Below are 22,315 nucleotides of genomic sequence, written 5' to 3' on the forward strand. Positions count from 1 at the left end.
CCCCCGCCCGATTGGTTCCATTGGCGGTCAATGCCTCTTTCGAGTAAAATGGTTAAAATATCGTTTGTGAACTATGTCCCGTGATGCCCCAGATCATCCAGAGCCCGGAAAATGCGATGGCGACCCCGTAAGGAACCTTTATTGGGTCTTCGGTCTTTTGAATTGTCTTGCTGATCATCATTAACAACGTCAGCAGTCCACCGGCGATCGACATGATCACCAGCAGTTCCAGAAATGTCAGCCAGTGCATCCACAGGGACAGGGCAGTCAGTAGTTTGACGTCGCCCCCGCCCATCGCTCCGGCAGCGAACATCGCGGCAAATATGGTGAATATGATCGCGGCCAGTCCCAATTGCCCGATCATTTCCGGCCAAAGGCTCATGCCGCTCGCTATCCACAGAACCGGTGCCCCCAGGGCGATGCCCAGGTTCAGCCAGTTCGAGATGTGGCGGCTTTTGAGATCGGTAATCGCGGCTGCAATCAGTGCAATTGCCAATCCGCCCCAGAGCAAGTAGATGAAGGTTTCACTATCCATGGACAGACCGTCTAGTTAATTTGCCTTACCAAATAGTAACCATGATTTCCGGAACGGCTTCTCTTCGACCCTGTGACAACGATAAAGCGTGATATGACAGACTTGAAAGATGTGCGCTTCGATCGCCGGTCCGTCCCCGCAGATGCAAAAGAAGAGTCATGGACCGGGCCTGACGGCTGGGAGTTCCGCAGGCTGGAGTGGCAGCAGGATGACCGGCAGCCGCGGTCGAGAGGGTCGGTTCTGTTCATGACCGGGCGCGCGGATTTCTACGAAAAATATCTCGAAACCTTTCACGATTTCCACGAGCATGGCTGGAACGTCACTTCGGTGGACTGGCGCGGACAGGGCGGCTCGGGCCGTTGCGGGCCGCACCCGCATGTCGGTCATATCGACGATTTCGCGACATGGGTGTCCGATCTGGAGGCGCTGTTTAACGAATGGCGTGCCAGTCATCCCGGTCCGCATGTCTTGTTGGGCCACAGCATGGGCGGGCATATCGTGCTGCGAGCGATGACCGAGCAGCGCATCCGGCCCGATGCCGTGATCCTGAGCGCGCCGATGCTTGCTCCAGCCGGCGGCGGCATGCCGGAATGGACCGCTCAGCTGGCCGCGAAGATCATGTGCCTGATCGGTCGCGACAAGCGGCGCGCCTGGAAACCGATCGAAAATCCGCTGGAACCCTATGTCCCGCGGCAGGCTTTGCTGACCCATGATGCGGACCGCTATGCAGACGAGTTTTTCTGGTTTCGCGAGCGCCCCTTCGTCCGGCTGGGGCCGGCCAGCTGGCGCTGGGTCGAACGCGCCTATTCCTCGACCCGGCTATTGCACAACCGCAAGCGGCTGATGCAGATGGACATACCGCTGCTGGTGCTGGCGACATCGACCGATGAACTGGTTGATCATCCGACCATCGAGCGGGCCGTGCATCTGATGCCCCGGGCCGAGCTAAAGCTCTACGGCGCGGAGTCCGCCCATGAAATATTTCGTGAAGTTGATGAAGTGCGCAACGACGCGCTCGCCAGCTGTTTTTCCTTTCTCGACCGAGTGGCCCCCAAAAATGAAGCAATATGACGTCATCATCATCGGAGCCGGTATTGCCGGTGCCAGCATCGCCTCAGAAATTGGTGCGGATCGTTCGGTGCTGCTGCTCGAGGCGGAGGAGCATCCCGGCTATCATTCGACCGGCCGCTCGGCTGCTTTCTGGACGGAAAGCTACGGAGGGCCGATGGTGCAGCCCCTGACGTCGGCCTCGCGGGCCTTTCTGGAAAAGCCGCCAGCAGATTTTTCGGACATGCCGTTTCTCGGTCCGCGCGGTGCGGTCAATATCGGACGGGACGAGGATCTGCATCTCGCCGATCAATTCCTGGCCGATTTTGCCGACAGCGGGCTGAATATGGATCGCTGGTCCCGGGAACAGCTTCTGTCCCTGGTTCCCGATCTCAAGCCGGCGTGGCAACATGCCGTTTACGAGCCGGATTGCCGGGATATCGATGTCGCGGCGCTGCATGCTGCCTATCTGAGAAACGCCAAGCGTCAGGGGGTGGAGCTTCTATGCCGGGCGCGGTCCGCCAGGTCCTGAAAAGGACGGCATTTGGGAACTGACTGCCGGCGAAAGGGAATTTCGCGCGACCGTGCTGGTTAACGCGGCCGGCGCCTGGGCCGATGCCGTGGCCGGCATGGCCGATGTGAAGCCTGTCGGCATACAGCCGTTAATCCGCAATATGGTCCAGATCGAGACCGATCCGCCATCGTCGCAGGCGATGCCGCTGGTCGTCGGGATCGACGGCAGCTTTTATTTCAAACCCGAAGCGGGTGGTGGCTATTGGCTCAGCCCGCATGATGAAGTTCCTTCCGAGCCTGGCGACGTGGCGCCTGATGAACTGAGCATTGCCATCGCTATCGACCGGTTTGAAAAGGTGATGGACGTGGAAATCAAGCGAGTCAGCCGGAAATGGGCGGGGCTGCGCAGTTTCGCACCGGACCGGCTGCCGGTGATCGGCTTTGACTCCGCTGACGGTGGGTTTTCTGGTTCGCGGGGCAGGGGGCTTTGGCATTCAGACCGCGCCCGCCGCGGCAAAGCTGGCTCGTTCACTCCTGTTGGGAGAGGCGCCGGATGAAAGCCTGCATGCCGTCGATGCCAGCCTTTATGCGGCAGCGCGCTTTTCCTAGGAAACATCGTTTTACAACGGGCCGGTTGCACGGGCAGCCGGTTTGCGCAATAGTTCCTCCATCCAACCGAAGGAGAAGATAGCAATGGCGCACAAGTTTGAAATCTGGAAAGACAAGAAGGGCGAGTTTCGCGTTCGCTTCAAATATAATAGCGAAGTCATTTTCTCGACCGAGGGCTATTCCAGCAAGACCAGCGCTAAAAATGCGATCAGTTCGATTCTGAAAAACGGACCGAATGCCGAGATTGAAGACAATAGCTAGGGTCTGATCCTAAAACTACGACGATTGGCGGCGACGTTCATGGCAGCGTCGCTCGCCAGTTGATCGGCGCGCTCGTTGTCGGCGTCGCCGGCATGGCCCTTGACCCAGTGCCATTCGATCTGGTGCGGCTCGACCGCCTTTAGCAGATCCTGCCAGAGATCGGCATTCTTGACCGGCTTGCGAGTCGCCGTCCGCCAGCCGTTTTTCTGCCAGCCGAAAATCCATTTGGTAATGCCGTCCTTTACATAAGTGCTGTCGATCGAGAGCTTGACCTTGCACGGACGCTTCAGCGCGTTGAGCGCTTCGATTGCGGCGCGTAATTCCATGCGGTTGTTGGTCGTGTCCGGCTCGCCGCCGGAGATTTCCTTTTCCTTGTCGCCATGCCGGATCAGGCGCCCCAGCCACCCGGCCCGGGATTGCCCTTGCACGCGCCATCGGTGGCGATTTCGACAATTTTCGGTTCGGTCATGCGGTGAAAATATCCTTGTGGGTCCGGTAATATTGCAGCCTGTTGAGAAAGGCCTGGGGGTCCTTGCGCGTCACCAGCGCACCGGCGGGCGTGTTGATCCAGTCATAGGCCCGGGTCAGCAGGAAGCGCAGCGCCGCACCGCGTGCCAGCAGCGGCAGCGCCCGGCGTTCGGCTTCGCTGAGCGGGAAGGCCGAACCATAGCCCTCCAGCAGGGCGCGGGATATCGGTGCGTGAAATTCCGTGCCGTCTTCGGAAAAACTCCAGGCAGCATGGGTCACCGCAAAATCATAGGCGCGGATATCTGTGCAGGAGAAATAGAAGTCGATCAGTCCGGTTACCCGGTCATCCAGCATCAGCACATTGTCGGGGAACAGGTCGGCATGAATGGCCGAGCGCGGCAGATCATCCGGCCAGTGCTCGTCGAGATGGTCGAGTTCCTGCGCAATTGCCTTTGCCAGACCCGGTGCAATATTGTCGAGCTCCGCCGGACCGCATTGTTCGGCCAGCGCCCGCCAGCCTTCGTGATCCATGCTGTTGCGGCGTTCCGGCGTAAAATCCGCCAGTGCGCGGTGCATGTCTCCCAGCGCCCGGCCCGTTGCCCTGGCCTGGTCCGGGGTCGGGTGGCTGACCGATACGCCGGGCAGGAAGGTTATGAGACAGGCGCTGCGTCCGCACAATTGCTGGATCTTCGTGCCATCGCGATCCGCGATCATCGGCGGTACCAGACAGCCTGCTTCGGCAAGATGATCGAGCAGCGCAATGAAAAAGGCAGGTCGGCGGGGTCGACGCGCTTTTCATACAGGGTCAGGATGAACTTGTCCTGCGTCGTTTCCAGCAGATAATTGCTGTTCTCGACTCCCTCGGCAATGCCCTTGGCGGAGACCAGCGTTCCCACATCGAAGCGGGTGAGGAAGCGGTCGATTTCCTCTGCGCTAACCTTGGTATATACCGCCATCAGGCCGCTTCTAGGCCGCGCGGCAGCTTGAAGACCATATTCTCGTCCGCCGTCTGGACTTTTTCTTCCCTGACATCGAAATGTTGCTCGAGCAAAGTAACCACTTCGCGGACCAGTATTTCCGGAGCGGATGCCCCGGCTGTCAGGCCCAGCGTGCTGACACCGTCCAGCCATGCAAGATCGATTTCATCGGCCCGCTGGATCAGCTTCGCCATCGCGCCACCGCGTTCGGCGACTTCGACGAGCCGCAGGCTGTTCGAGCTATTGGGTGCGCCGATCACCAGAACCAGCTCGCAGGTTTCGGAAATCTTCTTCACCGCATCCTGACGATTGGAGGTGGCATAGCAGATATCCTCGCCTTTCGGACCGACAATATTTGGGAAGCGGGTCTGTAGCGCTTCGACGATCGCGTGTGTGTCATCGACCGACAAAGTGGTCTGGGTCAGGAAGGCCAGGGCGTCTGGGTCTTCGGGGTTCAGCGCTTCTACATCGGCCAGCGTTTCGACCAGCGTCATCCGGCCTTCATCGACCTGGCCGAATGTGCCGATGACCTCGGGATGATTGGCATGGCCGACGAAATGATATGGCGCCCGGCCTCGGTTTGCCGTTCCGCCTGCCGATGCACTTTCGACACGAGCGGGCAGGTCGCGTCGAGATATTCCAGACCCCGTTCTTCGGCCTTGTGCGGCACTGCCTTGGGCACGCCGTGGGCGGAAAAGACCACCGGAACCCCGTCCGGGACCTCGTCCAGTTCCTCGACAAATATCGCGCCCAGTTTCTTCAATTCATCGACGACATAGCGGTTGTGCACGATTTCGTGCCGGACATAGACTGGCGAGCCATATTTTTTATCGCCAGCTCGACGATTTTAATCGCCCTGTCGACGCCTGCACAAAAGCCGCGAGGCGCGGCCACAAGCAAGTCTATCTGCCGTTTCTGCTTATCGGAATGAATCATGGTTTCAGCTCTTAGGGAATAAGTTCTCCGGCGAAAAGCCCGTCTGTTCATCTTATGGACGGTTGCACCGCATTAAAGGCCCAGATAAGGGTTGCGAAATTTTTATCGGCGCGCATGGAACCTATGTGTGTAGCCCGTGATCAAAGGCAAGGATTGAAAATGATGGCGAATGGCCGGTTGAAAAAATGGTTTTGGCAGGGGTCGCGGTTCTCGCCGTCACCGGATGTGCGCGGGAAGGCGCCATCGACCTGAGTTCCGGCGTCGGTATTTCGGTCATCCGCAGCGGTTGTCCGGCGGTTGCGGTGCCCGATCACACCGGCGATATCACCATCTTCAACCCGGCCAGCAGCACCGATGCCAGCGCCATCGACGTGGTCGCCTATATCACCAATGTCCGCTCGACCTGTAACAGCGAAAGCGCCCGGATTTACAGCGAGGCGGCCTTTGATGTCCACGCGTCGCGGACCAATCCGGCCGGCGCCCGTACGGTTACCATCCCCTATTTCTCGACGGTCGTCCAGGGCGGCACCGCCGTGGTCGCCAAGCGGGTCGGCAATGTGACCCTGCAATTTGCCGATGGCGCCTATCGGGCGACAGCCTCGGCCAAGGCCGGTTCCTATGTCGATGCTTCCGCCGCACGCTTGCCGGACGAGGTGATCGAACGCCTGACCCGCCGCCGCAAGGCCGGTGATCCCGATGCAGCGCTCGATCCGCTCGCCGATCCGACGATCAAGGCTGCGGTTGCGCGGTCCTCGTTCGAGCTGCTTGTCGGTTTTCAACTGAGCCAGGCCCAGCTACAATATAACGCAACCCGATAAGGGTCGCCTGAAATGACAAGCAACCGCGCCTGATTCTGTCGGGCTCCTTTTCCTATGACGAACTGAACCAATCATGCTGTTCCACATTTTTCAAAAGCATATTGATGCGATATTGGATGAACTGACCGAGGCAGAAGTGCTTCCGGCCGGGATCGACCGTTCGAATGTCACGCTGGAGCCGCCACGCGATCCGTCGCACGGTGACCTGTCGACCAATGCGGCAATGGTCCTGTCAAAGGCGGCGGGCATGAAGCCGCGCGACCTGGCCGCGAAAATCGCGGAGAAGCTGGAAACGCTGGATGATGTGCAGTCGGTCGATATCGCCGGTCCCGGCTTTATCAATCTGCGGGTTGCAGCACCGGTGTTGCTCGGTGAATTGCTCGAAATCGAACAGCTGGGTTCGGATTATGGGCGCTCGGACAAGGGGAAGGGCGTGACCGTCAATATCGAATATGTCTCGGCCAATCCGACCGGCCCGATGCATATGGGCCATTGCCGTGGCGCGGTGGTCGGCGATGCGCTGGCCGATCTGCTCGAGGCAGTCGGGCACAAGGTAATCCGCGAATATTATGTCAATGACGCGGGATCGCAGGTCGACACGCTCGCCCGCTCGGCGCATCTGCGCTATCTCGAGGCGCTGGGCGAAGATATCGGCACGATACCCGAAGGCCTCTACCCGGGCGACTATCTCAAGCCGGTGGGCGAGGCTCTGGCCTCAGAATTTGGCGACAAATACAAGGGCGCGGCGGAAGCGACTGGCTATTGACCTTCCGCAAGGCTGCGGTTGCCAAGATGATGGACATGATCCGTTCCGATCTGGCCATGCTCGGCATCCGCCACGATGTTTTCTCCTCCGAGGCAGAATTGCACGAAGCGGGCAAGGCGGACGCCGCCGAGGCCGAGCTGCGCTCCCGCGATCTCGTCTACGACGGGGAGCTGGAACAGCCCAAGGGCAAGGTGATCGAGGACTGGGAAGCGGTCGAGCTGCCGCTGTTCCGCTCGACCCAGTTCGGCGATGACCAGGATCGCCCGATCAAGAAATCCAACGGCCGCTGGACCTATTTCGGCGGCGATCTCGCTTATCACTACCAGAAGGCACAATCGGCCGACGAACTGATCGATATCTGGGGCGCCGATCACAGCGGCACCGTCAAGCGGATCAAGGCCGCGGTCGCGGCGCTGACCGGTGGCAAGACCAAATTCGACGTCAAGCTGGTGCAAATGGTGCGCCTGCTGCGCAACGGCGAGCCGGAGAAAATGTCCAAACGCTCGGGCAATTTTGTCACCATCGCCGATATGGTCGAGGAAGTCGGCAAGGACGCCGTGCGATTCACCATGCTGACCCGCAAGGCCGACGCGCAGATGGACTTCGATTTTGCCAAGGTGATGGAGGCTTCGCGCGACAATCCGGTCTTCTATGTGCAATATGCCCATGCCCGGATCCAGTCGATGCTGCGCAAGGCGGCGGAAGACGGCGTAACCCCTTCGGCCGATCATCTGGATCGTCTCGGCGAGGAGGAAATGGACCTCATCAAAATGGCGGCGCAATTCCCCCGGATCATCGAATCGGCCGCTGCATCGCGGGAGCCCCATCGAGTCGCATTCTATCTGAATGATCTGGCAGCGGCATTTCACGGCTATTATAATCTGGGCAATGACCGGCCTGACAAGCGGATCATAATGGTTAACGACCCGGAAACGACATCGGCGAGGCTTTTCTTAGCCAAGAATATAGGGCAGACTGTGAAGAACGGTCTTGCATTGATGGGTGTAGAGGCCGCAGAATCGATGTAATCGGCCGCATGGCTAACGGAGCATAACATGTCAGATACCACCCGCGACAATCTTGATCTCGACGATGATGATCGTCTGCCCTGGCTGGAATCGGCCGAAGATTATGATGACGACGGGGAATATTCCCCGGTCCGGGTGGCCTTGTTCGTCGGATTCGGCCTGCTTTTGCTGGCCGCGATTGTCGGCGGCATCTACTGGTTGCAGAACCGTGATGGCGGTGGGCTCGACGGCAGCGGCGAACTGATCGCGGCGCAGGAAGGCGATTACAAGGTCCGTCCCGACGATCCGCAGGCCCGGAAATTCGAAGGTGAGGGCGATGCCAGCTTCGCCGCCAGCGAAGGCCAGGAAACACCCGCGCAGCTGGGTGATCCGGTCGCCAAGGAAGCGCCGATCCGCAAATCCGACGCCGAACCGGCAGCCGATGCCGCGGGAAGCGCTCTGATCCAGCTGGGTGCCTTCAGTTCGGCCAGCCTCGCTGACAGCAGCTGGTCCGGCTATGCCCGCCGGTTTGAATCGATCGGTTCGCTGCCGAAGAAGATCATCCCCGGCAAGCTGGATGGCGGTACGATTTACCGGTTGAACGCGGTCGCACCCAGCGGCGACGCGGCGCAGGAAATCTGCAACAATCTGAAAGCCGCAGGTGAAAGCTGCCTCGTCGTTCGCTAGTTTTCAGGCAATTGATGGTTGAAGCGCTGTGGATAACGGCGCTTTCGCCTTTACCCGGCTGCAAAACGGCGCGAGTATAAGACATGTTGCGTGAAAAGAGTTCATCATGGCTATGACACCGGCGGTTTTTGGAATTGCAGGCCTGCGCCTGACTGCCGACGAGAAGGCTTTTTTCGCGACAGCGATCCCGCCGGTTATATCATTTTCGGTCGCAATATCGACAGCAAGGCGCAGCTCAGGACGCTGACCGACGAATTGCGCGCTCTTCATGGCCGCGACGATGTAGCGATCCTGATCGATCAGGAAGGCGGCCGCGTTGCGCGAATGCAGCCCCCGCTCTGGCCGAAATTCCCGGCCGGGGAAATATTCGACAAACTCTATGACATCGCCCCCGCCACCGCGATCGAGGCGGCGCGGCTCAATGCGCAGGCAATTGCCGTCACGCTGAACGAGGTCGGGATCACCGTCGATTGCCATCCGTTGCTCGATGTCCGCCAGCCCGACGCCGACAATGTCATCGGCGATCGTGCGCTGGGCAGCGAACCGCTGCGCGTAGCCGCTCTGGGGCGCGCGATCCTCGACGGGCTGCAGCGCGGCGGCGTGGTTGGCGTGGTCAAGCATCTGCCGGGCCATGGCCGGACCAGCGTCGACACGCACAAGGCCCTGCCGACGGTGACGGCCAGTGATGCGGAACTGGAGATGGATATCGCCCCGTTCCGGACGCTCAGCAAGGCGCCGATGGGCATGACCGGACATTTGCTGTTCACCGCCTGGGATGCAGAGACGCCGTCGACGCTGTCGAAAACCGTCGTTCAGGACATCATTCGTGACCGCATCGGCTTTGACGGCCTGCTGTTCACCGATGATCTGGATATGGAGGCCTTGTCGGGTACCGTTCCGGAGCGGGCCGAGCGTGCGCAGGCTGCCGGTTGCGATATTGCGCTCAATTGCTGGGCGAAGATGGACGATATGACCGGTATCGCCGAACGTCTGGCACCGATGTCGGAAAAGACACAGCAACGGCTGGATGATGCCATGGCGACGATTGCAGGCGTGAGTGTTGCGAAGGCCGAAGACGAACTGGCCAGCCTGCTCGCCCGCCGCGACGGGCTGATGGCGGCGGTCGCATGAGCGAGGAAGCCGAAAACGAGGGTTTCTTCTTCCCGGCCGATCCGGCGGCATCCGAAGAGGGTGCGCTGACCCTCAACATCGACGGCTGGGAAGGCCCGCTCGATCTGCTGCTCGCTTTGGCCCGTAACCAGAAGGTCGATCTGCGGGAGATCTCGATTCTCGAGCTGGTGCAGGAATATCTGAAATATATCGCCAGCGCGCAGACGCTGCGGCTGGAACTGGCGGCCGACTATCTGGTGATGGCCGCCTGGCTGACCTATTTGAAGTCGGGTCTGCTGCTGCCGCGCGATCCGGAGATCGAACCGTCGCCGGAAGAACTGGCCCTGCGTCTGCAAATGCGGCTGGAACGGCTGAACGCAATGCGGGAATCGGGCGCTCGCTTGCTGGCACGGGACCGGATCGGCCGCGACGTCTTCATGCGCGGCGCGCCGGAGGGGCTGCGCGTCGTGAAGGAACGGCAATGGCAGGCGGAATATTATGACCTTATTTCCGCTTATTCCCGCGTGAAGGTCCGCAGCGCACCGGCCATCCATATCGTGCGTCAGCGGATGGTGATGACGCTGGAGGATGCGCTGGCCCGGGTTTCGATGATGCTCGGCGAAGCGATCGACTGGATGGATATAAGGCATTTCCTGCCGCCGGGCGCGCCGCCCGAGCTGCGCAAATCTGCGCTGGCGTCCAGTTTTCTGGCAACGCTCGAATTGGCCCGGCAGGGAAAGCTGGAATTGCAGCAGGAAGAAAGTTTTTCACCGCTCAGGATAAAGGCGACGACCCATGGGTGAACATGACATCGAAGATACCAGCCTGATCGACCCGATGCCCGACTCCCTGGATATCGGCAAGCGTGCGGTCGAGGCGACGCTATTTGCGTCGGAAAAGCCGATGACAATCGCCGATATCAGGGCCTATGTCGGCGAAGAGCTCGATATACGCCGGATATTGGCCGATCTGCAGGAGGATTTCCGGGACCGTGGCATCGTGCTGGTCAGGACCGGCGACCGCTGGCATTTCCAGACCGCGCAGGATCTCTCGCATCTTCTGCGGCGGGAACGGGCGGAAATGCGCAAGCTCAGCCGCGCCGGCATGGAAACGCTGGCCATCATTGCCTATCACGAGCCGGTCAGCCGGGCAGAAATCGAAGCCATCAGGGGCGTGCAGGTCGCCAAAGGTACGCTCGATGTGCTGATGGAAGCGGGCTGGGTCCGTCCGGCGGGGCGCCGCGAAGTGCCGGGCCGGCCGCTGATATATGCGACCACCGCCGAATTTCTGACCCATTTCGGTCTGCAAAGCCGCCGTGATTTGCCGGGTATCGAAGACCTCAAGGCCGCAGGTTTGCTGGACCCCGTCGATATGGCGCTGGAGCAGATGGAGCTGGAAGCGGAAGCCGAGGCCGAAGCTGAGCGGGAGCAGGCAGAATCCGCTGAGCGAGAGAATGAAGATGATGATGGTGTTTTGCTGGAAAACGAAACCGAAAGCGCTTAAATAGGGCGCATAAGGAGAAAATCGCATGCAACCGAGTGTTTGGCAGATTTTAATTGTAGCGGCGCTGGTTCTGATATTGTTCGGCCGTGGCCGGATTTCCGAGATGATGGGTGATGTCGGCAAGGGCATTCGCTCGTTCAAGAAGGGCATTACCGAGGAAGAGGCCAATGCCGCGAATCCTGCCCCCAAGATTGACAACAAGAGCGCCGATACATCGGCCGAGACCAGCAAAACCGCCGACAAGACGGCTGGTTGAATTGCCGGCCTCTGGATCGAGGGCCGCATAATATATGTTTGACCTTTCCATATCCGAGATCGCGATCATCGCGATCATTGCCGTTGTTGTCATCGGTCCCAAGGAACTGCCGCGCGCACTGGCGACGGCGGGCAAATGGATGGCCAAGGGCCGCGGCATAATGGCCAATTTCCGGACCGGCCTCGACGCCATGGTCCGCGAGGCCGAGTTGCAGGAAATGGAAAAGAAATGGGCGTCCGAGAACGAGCGGATCATGCGCGAGCATCCGGCGCTTCCCGACGACAGCGCGGTAGACGAACCGAAAATGGAGCCGCTGGACGCATCGCCGCCGGACGCGTCTGACCCGTCTGATCCCTCCGACAACCGGACGGACTTTCCGCCCGCAGGCGATCCCAAGCCGTGAACGATCACAGCCAGCCGGATCTCGACGAAAGCAAGGCGCCGCTGATCGAGCATCTGATCGAGCTGCGCCAGCGGCTGCTCTGGTCGGTGGCGGCGCTGACCGTCGCTTTTCTGGTGAGCATATTTTTCGCCGACGAGATTTTCGGGATATTGGTGCAGCCACTGACCGATGCCTTTCCCGCTGGTGAAGGCAAGATCATTTACACCAAGCTCTACGAAGCCTTTTTCGTCGAGATCAAGGTGGCGATGTTCGCGGCATTCTTTCTGGCCTTTCCGATCATCTCCAACCAGCTCTGGGCCTTTGTAGCGCCCGGCCTTTACGCCAACGAGAAAAAGCGTTCCTGCCCTTTCTCGTAGCCACGCCGCTATTGTTCATCGCCGGCGCATCGCTGGCCTATTTCATTGTCATGCCAACGGCCTTCCGCTTCTTTCTCGGGTTCGAGGGATCGGTTGGCGGCCTGCAGCAGGAGGCCCTGCCGGCGATGGGCGACTATCTGTCGCTGGTGATGCAGTTCATATTGGCCTTCGGTGTGTGCTTCCAGCTGCCGGTGCTGCTTCTACTGCTTAACCGGGCCGGTATTGTCAGCCGTCAGCAGCTGCAGGGCATAAGGCGCTATATGATCGTCGGAGCTTTCGCCCTGGCGGCCATCCTGACGCCACCGGATGTGGTCTCGCAGCTGATGCTCGGCATCCCGCTGATCCTGCTCTACGAGGTCTCGCTGCTCATCATGTGGATCACCGAGCGGAAGAAGAAAGAGATCACGCCCGCAGCGTAAAGCTGAACCGGCAATATTGGTACGGTGCTGGTCTGTGCCGCTAGTGATAGGCTTGTCGAACCACGCATCCCGTTCGAGAGGCGCCGTTCGACAAGCCCGGGATCAAAGCTGATCAGTCAATCGCGTCCTGACCGGCTTCGCCAACCGACTCGATATCCCTGCCGACACCTTTAACGGTGGCGCAGGCGCTGAGAAGAACCATGGTAGAGATCAAGATTGCTGCGGTAATTTTCTGCATGTCTAAACATCCTAAAAACTGAACTTTGCACTGACGCGAATATCACGACCGGACAGAGGTACATAGTCTTTAGTGAACGAGGCATGACGACGGGCTTGGACGTCGAAGATATTGTTGGCCGATGCGAGCAGCGTTACGCCGCCATCCTTGCCGAACGGCCGCCAGGCCGCCGTGGCGTTAACCATGGTAAAGCCGTCGGTCGGCGTCTCGAAAGCGGTGACTTTTTTCTGGCTGTCGGACCATTCGACTTCGGCGCGCAGGTCGAGATTGTCGCTATGCGCCTTGATCCCGCCGAGCAGACGCAGGGGCGGGATGCGCGGTACCGCACCACCGCCATTATCGATCTTGGCGCGGACATAGTCGCTACGCCGTCGGCGATCAGGTCGAAACCGCCGACATGGGCAATGACGGTTGAAGCCGAGGCCTCGAAGCCATAATAGGTCGCGTCACGCTGGAAATATTGGAACACCGGCAATCCGTCTTCTTCTGCAGCGGTTTCCGCCTCGAAAATATAGTCCTTGAAGAAATTGGTGTAGACGGTGGCGCTGAGCTGGACATTGTCACTGTCCCAGCGGGCGTAGAGCTCGCCGCCCCAGCTTTTCTCCGTCGTGAAATCGGGGTTGCCGATTTCATAGGCTTGTGTGGCAATATGGGGGCCGTCGGAAAGCAGCTCTTCCGCCGATGGCGCCCGTTCGGATCGCGAGATATTCGCGCCAATTTTGAACGCTGCGTCGTCCGGCGCATAGGCCAGACCCACCGCACCGGAAACCGTGTTGAAACTGCGGTCGAAATTGATGCTGTTGGCGGTCACCGTGGTCTGGTCGAAGCGCAGCGCACCTTCCAGCTCTAGATCGCCGAGATCGGCTTCCTGGACGGTGAAAAACGCCCAGCTTTCGAGGCTGTTCTTGGGCACAAAGGCTTCGGCACCAATGGCGTTGAAATCGCGTGCCAGAACCTGGGTGCCGATCACCCCGCGCCAGCCGTCATGGTCGGCCTGAACCAGCTCGGCGCGCGCCTCGATGCCGGAGACGGAGAAGACCGTGCCGACTTCGTCGCCTTCAAATTCGGTATGTTCATAGTCCGAATAGCCGGCGCGGAAGTTCAACGCCTCGAAAAAGCCGCCGATGTTCACGCCGCCGCGCAGATCGACGCGAATCTGTTCAAGGCCGATGGTGACCGGGCCTTCTTCCTCATGGCCCTCTTCCTCATCATGGTCATCGTGATCCTCGCCTTCCTCTTCGTCGCCGTGCGCATGGCTTGCGCCGGGCCGCGAGGGGACACCATAATCCGTGTCATAATAGCTGACCGAAAACCCAGATTGCCGCCGTCGTCGATAAAGGCGATGCCCGCGCCCGCCGTCTGGGTGCGGCTTGCGGTATTGGCCACGCGGCCGGACTGGTTGGCGGCTTCGGTCAGTTCTTCTGCCTCGTCAAGATGACCTTCCTCGGTTTCTTCTGCCGCATCCGCCAGCAAATCAGCGCGCAGATCCGGTGACAGGACATAGCCCGGCACCCGGACATCGCCGGTGTCGCGGTAACTGCCGTCTGCATGGATCACCAATTTGGGGGTCAGCGGTACGTCCACCGATCCGGCGAGGCTCCAGTCGTCAGCCGCGCTGCCATAGCCGCCAATCGCGTCGAGATGAATGGCATCATCGGGAATATCGCGGGGAATACGCTTGTCGATGACATTGACCGCACCGCCGATTGCGTCGCCACCGAACAGCAGAACCGCTGGGCCGCGCAATATCTCGACCCGCTGGGCGGTCAGGGGATCAATCGTCACCGCGTGATCCACCGAGGTGTTGGAAGCATCGAGCGAGCCGATGCCGTCGGTCAATACCCGGACCCGTGGCCCCTGAAAGCCGCGCAGGACAGGGCGCGATGAACCGGGGGAGAAGGATGTGGAAGACACGCCGGGCAGGCTGGTCAAACTGTCGCCAATCTGGCCGCGCAGATCTTCCGCCAGTTCGTCACCTGACAGGGCCGATGTGCCGGCCAGCAGGTCAAGCTGGTCGACATAGGGGGCGGTGACGATGATCATATCGTCATCGTGAAAGTCGTCGGACAGGCCGCTGGTGCGCTGCTGTGCGCTATTGTCTTGCTGTGCGAAGGCGGGGGTCGCGGGCAGGGCCAGAATTGCAGCGGAAATCAGGAATTTTCTGTGTGACACATTCATCTCTTTTATGACGGGGGTTGGGGTCGGCGATTAGATAGGTGATATGATATAATATATCAAATACTATTTGAGGGAGTCGGCAAGGCGAGTGAAATTTGCTATAAGCGGCGCTTCACAGGAGAGGAGAGCGAACATGGCGCAGTGGAAGGAAGAGGGCTATCACAGTGTGACCCCCTATATCACGGTGGATGATGCCGAGGCGGCGATCGAATTTTACGCCAAGGCCTTTGGTGCGACGGAGCATATGCGCCTGCCGATGGGCGACAAGATCGGGCATGCTGATCTGCTGATCGGCGACAGCCATGTGATGCTGTCGGACGAATTCCCCGAAATGGACAAGCTCGGCCCGAACAAGCGCGGCGGCGCGACAGCAAGCCTGATGATCTATGTGCCGGATGTTGATGCCGCTTTTGCCAAAGCGGTCGCTGCCGGTGCCGAGATTGTGCGTCCGGTGGAGGATCAATTTTACGGGGACCGGTCCGGCTGGGTGAAAGATCCGTTCGGGCATGAATGGACCTTGTCGACTCATGTCGAGGATGTCTCGGAAGAGGAAATGGGCCGCCGGATGGAACAGATGATGGCAGGCGAGGGGGATAAGCAATCATATTTCCTCCCCGTTGCGCAGCAATGGGGAGGTGGCAGCCGGAACGGCTGACGGAGGGCCCCTTCACCACGCTGTGCGCGGTCCCCCCCCCAAGCTTCGCTTCGGGGAGGAAATATTGTGGCTTGCACCCTTCAGCCTATCCCAACATAGTCACCCGATGACTTACAGCAAAAAATCCTCCTCCTCGGATCCGGCGAACTGGGCCGCGAATTCACCATCTCGGCCAAGCGGCTCGGCGCTTACGTCATTGCCTGCGACGCCTATGATGATGCTCCCGCCATGCAGGTGGCAGACACCCGCGAAATCTTCTCGATGCTCGACGGCGCAAAATTGCGCGCGGCGATCGAAAAGCATCAGCCCGACCTGATCGTCCCCGAAGTTGAAGCGATCCGCACCGAAATTCTCGCCGATATGGAGGCCGAGGGCTTTCACGTCGTACCGTCTGCCCGCGCCACCCAGCTGACGATGAACCGCGATGCGATCCGCGATGTCGCAGCGAAAGAACTGGGCCTGACCACCTCGCGCTACCATTATGCCGAAAGCTTTGCCGAAGTCGCCAGCGCGGCGGATGACATAGGCCTGCCGCTGGTGATCAAGCCGGTCATGTCCTCCTCCGGCAAGGGGCAGAGCAAGGTGGACAGCGCCGACAAGCTTGAAGCAGCGTGGGACTATGCCGTCGCCAATATGCGCGGCGACCGGGCGCGGGTGATTGTCGAGCAATTTATCGATTTCGATTACGAGATCACCCTGCTGACCGTCCGCACCCGCGATGGCGTGCTGTTCTGCCCGCCGATCGGCCATAGGCAGGAGCGCGGCGATTATCAGGAAAGCTGGCAGCCGGCGGCAATGACCGACGCGGCGCTCGCCTCGGCCCAGGATATGGCGCGCAAGGTCGTCGAGAATCTCGGCGGCGAGGGCAAGGGCTGGGGTCTGTTCGGGGTTGAGTTTTTCGTCACCAAACAGGGCGAAGTCATCTTCTCCGAACTCAGCCCGCGGCCGCATGACACGGGAATGGTGACCTCGATCGGCCAGAATCTCAGCGAGTTCGACCTCCACGCCCGCGCGATCATGGGGCTCCCGGTCCCGCATATCGCGTTGACCGCACCGGCCAGCGCCAGCGCGGTGATCCTGGCGGACCGGGACAGTGAGAAGTTCGAATTTACCGGTGTGGCGGAAGCTCTGGCGCTGGGCAGCGAGGGCGCGGAGACGGACGTCAGGATATTCGGCAAGCCGGTGACGCGCCTTATCGGCGGATGGCGGTTGCGCTCGCGACCGGGGCGGACACGGATGCGGCAAGGGCGCTGGCCAAACAGGCGGCGGATGCGGTGGAAATCGATTATTCCTGAATCAACAACGACGTGCGCCGCTATTCGCCTTCTCCCGTGAGGGAGAAGGATACAAAGCCTTGCTGAGGAACGAAGCCAGGCGACGTTGGGTGAGGGCGTACTGCGCTTCGGATTACAGAACACCCTCATCCAGCTACGTCTAGGCAGCAAGCTGCCAAGTCTCCGCATCCTTCTCCCTCACGGGAGAAAGAACAGGACTTTCCAATCTCCGATCAATCCGGCAAAGAACTTCGAAACATCAGGAGACACACTCATGACCGCATCTCTCGTCCTCTACGGATCGCCTCTGTCCCCCTTCCAGCGCAAGGTGGAGGCGGTGATGGCGCTCAAGGGGCTCGATTATGATTGCGAGGACGTCAATGTCATGGGCATGCCGGACTGGTACAAGGCAATCAGCCCGCTTGGCCGCATTCCCTCGCTGCGCGACCGGGATATTGCCGAAGACGGGCCCGCCGGGACGATCACCGACAGCTCCGCGATCTGCGGCTATTTGGAGAAAAGGCAGCCGGAGCCGGCGGTCTATCCCGACGATGCTTTCGATTACGGCCGGGCGCTGTGGCTCGAGGAATATGCCGATACCGGCATGGCAATGGCTGGCGGCATGGGTGTGTTCCGGCCGATCATTTTCAATCTGTTCCAGCGCAAGGAGCCGGATATCGAAACCGCGCGCAAGACCTGGAATGAAAAATTGCCGCCGCTTTATGACTATCTCGAAGCGCAGCTCGACAGCCGTTCCCATTTTATCGGCGATAGTATCACGATCGCCGATATCGCGGTCGCCGCACAGATCGCCCAGACCGATATGCTCGCCGGTCTGCCCGACAATTCCCGCTGGCCGGCTTTGGTGGCGCATTATCAGGCGATGCGCGCGCATGACTGTTTCCAGCGCAACAACGCGGGCTGCGACAAAATCATCGCGAAGCTGGTGCCGGAGAAATTCGACCTGAGCTAAACGCCGTCAGGCCGGTTTTCAGGACTGGGTCAGCAGATAGAGCGCGTAGATCGCCGGCATGGACAGCACCGAGAAGACCGTCTGAACGGCAACCAGATTGGCCGACAAGGTGGCATCGCCACCGAGTTGCCGCGCCAATATATAACCGCTGCTTGCGGTTGGCGTGGCGGCTGCGATCATGATGATCGCCAGGCTGTCCGGCGCGAGATCGAGCAACAGTCCGGCGGCCAGAGCCACAAGCGGAAAACCAAGCAGACGCACCGCCGACCATGTCAATGTCGTATGGCCCGCCCGTCTGAAGGCCTGCAGATCAACCGCGGCGCCGACCACCAGCAGACCGAGCGCCAGCGTCGCCTGACCCAATATGTCGAGCGTCTTCTCGGCTATGCCGGAGGGCGCGACACCCAGCAGGTTGAGCGCGATGCCGATCACGCAGCCGATGATCAGCGGATTGCGCACCATATCCATCACCACATGCGGTTTCGCCTTTCCGTCGTCGCGGGCGAAATGGGTCAGCGCCAGCACCGAAATGACATTGGCGGTCGGCGTCAGGGCGGCGACCGCGATGGCCATCAGGGCAAGGCCCGGCTCGCCAAACAGCGCGCTGGCAATGGACAGGCCGACAAAGGTGTTCCAGCGGACATTGGACTGGATGATCGATCCCTTGCGCGGGCCATCATCGGCCCGCTTGGCGAACAGCCCCAGCACAGCAAGCGCCACTTGCGAACCGATCAGCGCCAGCACCATCGCCCAGGGCACGGTTTCGAAAGAGGCGCTGGCCAGCACATTGATGATCAGCGCCGGGAAAAATATGAAATAGACCAGTCTCTCGATCGCGCGCCAGCCTCGGCGGGCAGGAAATTCCTGTGCGCCAGCAACCATCCCAATACGGTGATCAGGACCACCGGGATCAGGGCATAGATAAAATTTATCATCGCTGGATCGCGCGCGCGAAACTATAAGGCCGTGGTTCGGAGCGGCAACAGATCGGGGAAGTCCGGTTCGCGTTTTTCGCCCATCGCAGCGACAGCCTCCTGAATATGAGACGGCGGGAACATGCCGGCGTTCCAGACGCCGATATAGTCGAGCGTGTCGGCGGTATTATGGTCGCGGCCATAGTTGATCACGACCTTGCAGCCTGTGACCGCCAGCGGCGATTTCGACGCAATTTCTTTCGCGGTTGCCATGACATAAGCGAGGCATTCTTCCTGGGTTTCGAATACGTCGTTGACCAGCCCGATTTCCTTGGCTTTTGCCGCATCAATCCGGCGGCCGGTATAGGCCATTTCCTTGACCCAGCCTTCGGGGATATAGCGCTGCAGGCGCGGGAAGGTACCTACATCGGCGGTCATGCCGATATTGGTTTCCTGAATGCAGAAAATCGCATCCTTGCTGCACCAGCGGATGTCACCGGCGCTGATCATGTCGATCGCGCCGCCGATGACGCCACCGTGAAGCGCGAACAATACGGGAATCCGCGCTTCTTCCAGCGCATTGAAACTATGCTGGATACGTTTGACATTGGAGCGGAACATTTCGGCGAGCACATGCTTGTCCGCGCCGTCGATCTTGTTGTCGGGTTGCGGCGCGAAAACGGAGAGATCCATGCCGGCGGAGAAATGCTTGCCGGTAGAGCTGATGACGATCACCCGCGCGCGGCGTTTATATCGATATCCTCGACAATTTCCGGCAGATCATTCCAGAACGCACGGTTCATGCTGTTGAGTTTTTCCGGACGGTTCATCCGGATATGCGCGATGCCGTCGGCTATCTCGACATCGAAACATTCATATTTTTCTCGACCATGATCCTCTTATCCTTATGCTTTGTCAGAAGTTGCAATTCGCCTAGCATGATAAACTTCCGCTGCGCACGAACAATTTTGGGCGGGGCAGGCAAGCCGCGCGGGCGAATAAAGCCATGCTATTGCCCCTGAAAAGGCTTCAAGCTTGCGGCGCGAAATCGCGCGCACTATGTATCATCCATGAGCATCATTCCAAACACACTCGAACTGATCGGCAATACGCCGCTCGTGCGCCTCTCCGGACCGAGCGAGGCTGCCGGTTGCGACATTTACGGCAAGTGCGAATTTGCCAATCCCGGCGCGTCGGTGAAAGACCGCGCCGCGCTGTTCATCATTCAGGATGCGGAGGAACGCGGCCTGCTCAAGCCGGGTGGACGCATCGTCGAAGGAACCGCGGGCAATACCGGTATCGGCATCGCGCTCGTCGCCAATGCCAAGGGCTATAAATCGACCATCGTGATGCCGGAAACCCAGAGCCGGGAAAAATGGATACGCTGCGCGCGCTGGGCGCCGAGCTGATCACGGTGCCGGCTGCACCTTATTCGAACCCCGGCCATTTCGTTCACACCTCGCGCCGTCTGGCGGAAGAAACCGAAGGCGCTGTCTGGGCCAACCAGTTCGACAATGTCGCCAACCGCCGCGCCCATATCGAAACCACCGCCGAGGAAATCTGGGAACAGATGGACGGCAAGGTCGACGGCTTTACCTGCGCTGTCGGTACCGGCGGCACGTTGGCCGGTGTCGGCATGGGGCTGAAGGCGAAGGATGAGAATATCACCATCGCACTGTCCGATCCGCATGGTGCGGCGCTCTACGAATATTATGCCCATGGCGAGCTGAAGTCCGAAGGCAGCAGCGTTGCCGAAGGCATCGGGCAGGGGCGGATCACCGGCAATCTGGAAGATGCGCCGGTGGACAGGCAATATCGCATTTCCGACGAGGAAGCGCTGGTCTGGGTCGAGCGGCTGCTGATGGAAGAGGGGCTGTGCCTCGGTCTGTCATCGGGCGTGAATGTGGCCGGCGCGATTGCGCTGGGCAAGGAACTGGGGCCGGGCAGCCGGGTTGCGACAATCCTGTGCGATACCGGATTCCGCTATCTGTCCTCGCTCTACAACGCCGCCTGGCTGAAAGAAAAGGGACTGCCTGTGTTCCCGTGGCTGGACAATGATGGATAAGAGGCCACCCAATTCCGGCCGACAGGACACGATGCAGCGCATCCAGGTCGGGGTCGTCGGGCTGGCGGCTGTACTGCTGTTGGTCAGCGTGGCCAATTTCATCATCCAGCGGGCCAGTGATGAGCAGACGGTGATCGAGGAAATGCAGGCGGAAGCGACCGGCATCGCGCCACCGGTCGCCACCAAGTCCGAAGAAAAGCCCGCCGAACCGCTGGCGGAGCTAGGCCTCACCCCGGCGCCGGCAACCGGCAAGCCGGAAGCGCAGAAACCTCAGGCCAATCTGCCGGGACAGACCGTACCGGACTTGAAGCCCGATCCCAATCTGGACGCGCCGATGGATCGGGAGCGGCGCTAGTTGACCCGCTCGTGGCAGACGGTCCCGTCGGCCCTGCTGGCTCTCCTGCTTTTCGCGCAATGCAGCGCCGGTGAATCCCTGGCTGATCCGCCAGAGTTCAAGCCGAGCATCCAGATCATGACCAGCCTGCCTCTGATATGGGGCGAGGGGGCGTCTATGGAGTCGATCCTCTCCGGCGGCTCTGAACCGGCGCCGATCTACCGCCATTGGCAGGCGCAATATGAAATAGCGCCAGTCGACAGTCTGGAAAATCTGGCGGCGGAAGATCCGGACATTGTCATTCTTGCCCAGCCGCGGGCGATGGATCCGGCGGATCTCACAGACCTTGATGCCTGGGTCCGGGCAGGGGGCGATGTCATTATTTTACCGACCCCGATCTCGTCTGGCCATCGCACCTGCCGCTCGGCGATCCGCAGCGACCGCTGGTGAGCGGCCTGTTGTCGCCGCTGCTCGGCCACTGGGGTCTGGAGCTTGTCGGTACGGCCGGAAACAGTACCGAAATCGTCGATCTCCGCGTCGGCGGCCATCGCTTCGCCAGCCGCGGGGCCGGAAAGATCGAGCCGATAAAGGCAGCCCGGCCGGTCGGTGTCGTCTGCGACGGGGGCACAGCCGCATTCATCATCCGATGTTCGGTCGGGCAGGGGCGGGCAACCATCGTTGCGGACGCAGACTTTCTCGATGCAGGGCTCTGGCCGGAAGCGGCCCGCGAGTCGCCGCAGAAAAGCGGTGCCGTACGCTTCGTAGATGCACTGGTGCAGGAACATGGCGCTGCCAATGGCCGCCGGAAATAATCACAGGAAGAGCGTTTCGGAACAGCGGGCAGGGATGTCCAGATTGGTGGTCATATTGGCGTAATTTTAAATCAAGGAAATACAGTGAGTTAACAGACGCATCCCATAAATTCCCGTAAAAACCCTTTTATCCCAGCCTCACCCCTGTTAGCAATTATTTGTTATCGGGGTATTCTTCCTGTCCGGATTCTACTTTTCGGA

General features: G+C 60.0%; 21 protein-coding genes and 8 pseudogenes. 20 read left to right on the plus strand and 9 right to left on the minus strand.

All coding sequences use genetic code 11. The features are described from left to right. Positions 1 to 52 precede the first annotated feature (52 nt). Positions 53 to 535, minus strand: coding sequence for a prepilin peptidase (locus C8024_RS02315; RefSeq protein ID WP_173202803.1), 483 nt, complete (start codon positions 533 to 535; stop codon positions 53 to 55). A 93-nt stretch (positions 536 to 628) separates the two neighbouring features. Here C8024_RS02315 and C8024_RS02320 point away from each other — a divergent pair, with 93 nt between their 5' ends. The 4 genes from C8024_RS02320 (at position 629) to C8024_RS02330 (ending at position 2,965) form a co-directional block, all read left to right on the plus strand. Further along, complete coding sequence (locus C8024_RS02320; RefSeq protein WP_173202804.1) at positions 629 to 1,606, plus strand: alpha/beta fold hydrolase; 978 nt, start codon at positions 629 to 631, stop codon at positions 1,604 to 1,606. After that, entirely contained in the window at positions 1,593 to 2,114 is a 522-nt protein-coding gene (locus C8024_RS22740; RefSeq protein WP_367947103.1) for an NAD(P)/FAD-dependent oxidoreductase, read from the plus strand. The genes C8024_RS02320 and C8024_RS22740 overlap by 14 nt, the downstream gene beginning before the upstream one ends. Before the next feature lie 52 nt (positions 2,115 to 2,166). Beyond that, complete coding sequence (locus C8024_RS22745) at positions 2,167 to 2,652, plus strand: FAD-dependent oxidoreductase (protein ID WP_367947104.1); 486 nt, start codon at positions 2,167 to 2,169, stop codon at positions 2,650 to 2,652. 136 nt (positions 2,653 to 2,788) lie between these two features. Further along, positions 2,789 to 2,965: a DUF1508 domain-containing protein gene (locus tag C8024_RS02330; RefSeq protein WP_100094194.1), complete on the plus strand. Its 177-nt coding sequence runs from the start codon at positions 2,789 to 2,791 to the stop codon at positions 2,963 to 2,965. On the opposite strand, the pseudogene rnhA reads toward C8024_RS02330, so the two are convergent. The 3 pseudogenes from rnhA to ispH form a co-directional block, all read right to left on the minus strand. Further along, positions 2,962 to 3,434, minus strand: a pseudogene (gene rnhA, locus C8024_RS02335) (ribonuclease HI). The gene C8024_RS02330 and the pseudogene rnhA sit on opposite strands and share 4 nt — an antisense overlap. After that, positions 3,431 to 4,389: pseudogene (gene thrB, locus C8024_RS02340) on the minus strand (homoserine kinase). Before thrB ends, rnhA begins: the two co-directional pseudogenes overlap by 4 nt. Further along, positions 4,389 to 5,346 (minus strand): annotated as a pseudogene (gene ispH, locus C8024_RS02345) (4-hydroxy-3-methylbut-2-enyl diphosphate reductase). Before ispH ends, thrB begins: the two co-directional pseudogenes overlap by 1 nt. A gap of 185 nt (positions 5,347 to 5,531) precedes the next feature. Between ispH and C8024_RS02350 the strand changes: the two are divergent. The 9 genes and pseudogenes from C8024_RS02350 (at position 5,532) to tatC (ending at position 12,671) form a co-directional block, all read left to right on the plus strand. Further along, positions 5,532 to 6,164 (plus strand): hypothetical protein, encoded by a 633-nt coding sequence (locus C8024_RS02350; protein ID WP_173202805.1) that lies wholly within the window; start codon positions 5,532 to 5,534, stop codon positions 6,162 to 6,164. Positions 6,165 to 6,237: 73 nt separating this feature from the next. Beyond that, positions 6,238 to 7,958: pseudogene (gene argS / locus C8024_RS02355) on the plus strand (arginine--tRNA ligase). A gap of 27 nt (positions 7,959 to 7,985) precedes the next feature. Then, positions 7,986 to 8,624 (plus strand): SPOR domain-containing protein, encoded by a 639-nt coding sequence (locus tag C8024_RS02360; protein WP_100094199.1) that lies wholly within the window; start codon positions 7,986 to 7,988, stop codon positions 8,622 to 8,624. A gap of 112 nt (positions 8,625 to 8,736) precedes the next feature. Continuing rightward, positions 8,737 to 9,755, plus strand: a pseudogene (gene nagZ, locus C8024_RS02365) (beta-N-acetylhexosaminidase). Further along, positions 9,752 to 10,537 (plus strand): ScpA family protein, encoded by a 786-nt coding sequence (locus C8024_RS02370; RefSeq protein ID WP_100094200.1) that lies wholly within the window; start codon positions 9,752 to 9,754, stop codon positions 10,535 to 10,537. The pseudogene nagZ and the gene C8024_RS02370 overlap by 4 nt, the downstream one beginning before the upstream one ends. Before the next feature lie 34 nt (positions 10,538 to 10,571). Then, a complete protein-coding gene (scpB, locus tag C8024_RS02375) occupies positions 10,572 to 11,237 on the plus strand; it encodes an SMC-Scp complex subunit ScpB (protein ID WP_173202831.1) in 666 nt (221 codons plus the stop codon). Positions 11,238 to 11,262: 25 nt separating this feature from the next. Beyond that, on the plus strand, positions 11,263 to 11,493 hold the full coding sequence (locus C8024_RS02380; RefSeq protein ID WP_100094201.1) for a twin-arginine translocase TatA/TatE family subunit: 231 nt from the start codon (positions 11,263 to 11,265) through the stop codon (positions 11,491 to 11,493). Positions 11,494 to 11,527: 34 nt separating this feature from the next. Next, a complete protein-coding gene (gene tatB, locus C8024_RS02385) occupies positions 11,528 to 11,896 on the plus strand; it encodes a Sec-independent protein translocase protein TatB (RefSeq protein ID WP_173202806.1) in 369 nt (122 codons plus the stop codon). Beyond that, positions 11,893 to 12,671: pseudogene (tatC, locus tag C8024_RS02390) on the plus strand (twin-arginine translocase subunit TatC). Before tatB ends, tatC begins: the two are co-directional and overlap by 4 nt. Before the next feature lie 112 nt (positions 12,672 to 12,783). Here the strand turns inward: tatC and C8024_RS02395 are convergent. The 3 genes from C8024_RS02395 to C8024_RS22755 all read right to left on the minus strand — a co-directional run bounded on the left by C8024_RS02395 (position 12,784) and on the right by C8024_RS22755 (position 15,081). Further along, on the minus strand, positions 12,784 to 12,909 hold the full coding sequence (locus C8024_RS02395) for an entericidin A/B family lipoprotein (protein ID WP_089131779.1): 126 nt from the start codon (positions 12,907 to 12,909) through the stop codon (positions 12,784 to 12,786). A 133-nt stretch (positions 12,910 to 13,042) separates the two neighbouring features. After that, the gene (locus tag C8024_RS22750; protein ID WP_367947105.1) at positions 13,043 to 14,041 is read right to left on the minus strand and encodes a TonB-dependent receptor plug domain-containing protein; all 999 of its coding nucleotides are present in this window, start codon (positions 14,039 to 14,041) and stop codon (positions 13,043 to 13,045) included. Further along, on the minus strand, positions 14,038 to 15,081 hold the full coding sequence (locus C8024_RS22755) for a TonB-dependent receptor plug domain-containing protein (RefSeq protein WP_367947106.1): 1,044 nt from the start codon (positions 15,079 to 15,081) through the stop codon (positions 14,038 to 14,040). Before C8024_RS22755 ends, C8024_RS22750 begins: the two co-directional genes overlap by 4 nt. A gap of 139 nt (positions 15,082 to 15,220) precedes the next feature. Here C8024_RS22755 and C8024_RS02405 point away from each other — a divergent pair, with 139 nt between their 5' ends. The 3 genes and pseudogenes from C8024_RS02405 (at position 15,221) to C8024_RS02415 (ending at position 17,989) form a co-directional block, all read left to right on the plus strand. After that, positions 15,221 to 15,742: a glyoxalase/bleomycin resistance/extradiol dioxygenase family protein gene (locus C8024_RS02405; protein WP_173202807.1), complete on the plus strand. Its 522-nt coding sequence runs from the start codon at positions 15,221 to 15,223 to the stop codon at positions 15,740 to 15,742. Positions 15,743 to 15,865: 123 nt separating this feature from the next. Then, positions 15,866 to 17,037: pseudogene (gene purT, locus C8024_RS02410) on the plus strand (formate-dependent phosphoribosylglycinamide formyltransferase). Positions 17,038 to 17,290: 253 nt separating this feature from the next. Further along, positions 17,291 to 17,989: a glutathione S-transferase family protein gene (locus C8024_RS02415; RefSeq protein ID WP_173202808.1), complete on the plus strand. Its 699-nt coding sequence runs from the start codon at positions 17,291 to 17,293 to the stop codon at positions 17,987 to 17,989. Positions 17,990 to 18,007: 18 nt separating this feature from the next. Here the strand turns inward: C8024_RS02415 and C8024_RS02420 are convergent, their stop codons facing one another. Together C8024_RS02420 and C8024_RS02425 are read right to left on the minus strand one after the other, a co-directional pair. Next, positions 18,008 to 18,871, minus strand: coding sequence for an AEC family transporter (locus C8024_RS02420; protein WP_173202809.1), 864 nt, complete (start codon positions 18,869 to 18,871; stop codon positions 18,008 to 18,010). 74 nt (positions 18,872 to 18,945) lie between these two features. Then, on the minus strand, positions 18,946 to 19,638 hold the full coding sequence (locus C8024_RS02425) for an enoyl-CoA hydratase-related protein (protein WP_367947107.1): 693 nt from the start codon (positions 19,636 to 19,638) through the stop codon (positions 18,946 to 18,948). A 335-nt stretch (positions 19,639 to 19,973) separates the two neighbouring features. On the opposite strand from C8024_RS02425, the pseudogene C8024_RS02430 reads away from it, so the two are divergent. The 4 genes and pseudogenes from C8024_RS02430 (at position 19,974) to C8024_RS02445 (ending at position 22,114) form a co-directional block, all read left to right on the plus strand. Further along, positions 19,974 to 20,968 (plus strand): annotated as a pseudogene (locus tag C8024_RS02430) (cysteine synthase A). A gap of 31 nt (positions 20,969 to 20,999) precedes the next feature. After that, a complete protein-coding gene (locus C8024_RS02435; RefSeq protein WP_173202832.1) occupies positions 21,000 to 21,323 on the plus strand; it encodes a hypothetical protein in 324 nt (107 codons plus the stop codon). Further along, positions 21,324 to 21,752, plus strand: coding sequence for a DUF4350 domain-containing protein (locus C8024_RS02440; RefSeq protein WP_173202810.1), 429 nt, complete (start codon positions 21,324 to 21,326; stop codon positions 21,750 to 21,752). It begins immediately after the preceding gene. Next, positions 21,749 to 22,114, plus strand: a complete 366-nt coding sequence (locus C8024_RS02445; protein WP_173202811.1) for a hypothetical protein — start codon at positions 21,749 to 21,751, stop codon at positions 22,112 to 22,114. Before C8024_RS02440 ends, C8024_RS02445 begins: the two co-directional genes overlap by 4 nt. The last annotated feature ends 201 nt before the right edge of the window (positions 22,115 to 22,315 follow it).

Origin of the sequence: Sphingopyxis sp. BSNA05, assembly GCF_013265645.1 — a bacterium.
Taxonomy (GTDB): domain Bacteria; phylum Pseudomonadota; class Alphaproteobacteria; order Sphingomonadales; family Sphingomonadaceae; genus Parasphingorhabdus.

Coding starts and splice junctions, on each gene's coding strand:
- scpB (WP_173202831.1), top strand. CDS start 10,572: ATGCCCGACTCCCTGGATATCGGCAAGCGTGCGGTCGAGGCGACGCTA.
- C8024_RS02320 (WP_173202804.1), top strand. CDS start 629: ATGACAGACTTGAAAGATGTGCGCTTCGATCGCCGGTCCGTCCCCGCA.
- C8024_RS22740 (WP_367947103.1), top strand. CDS start 1,593: ATGAAGCAATATGACGTCATCATCATCGGAGCCGGTATTGCCGGTGCC.
- C8024_RS02360 (WP_100094199.1), top strand. CDS start 7,986: ATGTCAGATACCACCCGCGACAATCTTGATCTCGACGATGATGATCGT.
- C8024_RS02420 (WP_173202809.1), bottom strand. CDS start 18,871: ATGGTTGCTGGCGCACAGGAATTTCCTGCCCGCCGAGGCTGGCGCGCG.
- C8024_RS02435 (WP_173202832.1), top strand. CDS start 21,000: ATGCAGCGCATCCAGGTCGGGGTCGTCGGGCTGGCGGCTGTACTGCTG.
- C8024_RS02370 (WP_100094200.1), top strand. CDS start 9,752: ATGAGCGAGGAAGCCGAAAACGAGGGTTTCTTCTTCCCGGCCGATCCG.
- C8024_RS02415 (WP_173202808.1), top strand. CDS start 17,291: ATGACCGCATCTCTCGTCCTCTACGGATCGCCTCTGTCCCCCTTCCAG.
- C8024_RS02380 (WP_100094201.1), top strand. CDS start 11,263: ATGCAACCGAGTGTTTGGCAGATTTTAATTGTAGCGGCGCTGGTTCTG.
- C8024_RS02405 (WP_173202807.1), top strand. CDS start 15,221: ATGGCGCAGTGGAAGGAAGAGGGCTATCACAGTGTGACCCCCTATATC.
- C8024_RS02315 (WP_173202803.1), bottom strand. CDS start 535: ATGGATAGTGAAACCTTCATCTACTTGCTCTGGGGCGGATTGGCAATT.
- C8024_RS02350 (WP_173202805.1), top strand. CDS start 5,532: ATGGTTTTGGCAGGGGTCGCGGTTCTCGCCGTCACCGGATGTGCGCGG.
- tatB (WP_173202806.1), top strand. CDS start 11,528: ATGTTTGACCTTTCCATATCCGAGATCGCGATCATCGCGATCATTGCC.
- C8024_RS02330 (WP_100094194.1), top strand. CDS start 2,789: ATGGCGCACAAGTTTGAAATCTGGAAAGACAAGAAGGGCGAGTTTCGC.
- C8024_RS02395 (WP_089131779.1), bottom strand. CDS start 12,909: ATGCAGAAAATTACCGCAGCAATCTTGATCTCTACCATGGTTCTTCTC.